The organism is Pseudoalteromonas sp. SIMBA_162, from assembly GCF_046535955.1.
GTDB classification, from domain to species: Bacteria; Pseudomonadota; Gammaproteobacteria; order Enterobacterales; family Alteromonadaceae; genus Pseudoalteromonas; species Pseudoalteromonas marina.
Genome location: NZ_JAWJBQ010000945.1, coordinates 1 through 247, shown reverse-complemented (window position 1 = coordinate 247; position 247 = coordinate 1). Strand labels below are relative to the sequence as shown.

Sequence of the window (247 nt, the reverse complement as noted above, 5' to 3'; positions counted from 1 at the left end):
ACCAGCAGCAAGCGCAGCGCTCGGCCTTCGTCGACGCGGAACAGGTCCGCGCGCACGACGGGGCCGTCCGACAGATTCAGGCTCGCATGAGCGTGCGCGACGTGCTGCGCGAGCTGATCGCGTCCGATCTCGACTACGCCGACGGGAATCTCCGGATCGTCGACGACTTCCTGGATCCAGCCGGACTCGCCCGCACGAAAGCGCAGCCGCAGCGCGTCATGCCATTTGACCGCGTGCCGCAGCGCCT

Annotated in this window: 1 protein-coding gene; it reads right to left on the bottom strand. The window is 68.4% G+C overall.

What is annotated here, in order from left to right; all coding sequences use genetic code 11:
• On the bottom strand, positions 1-247 hold a 247-nt coding region (locus R0J88_RS22500), incomplete at both ends, for a hypothetical protein (protein ID WP_410901244.1).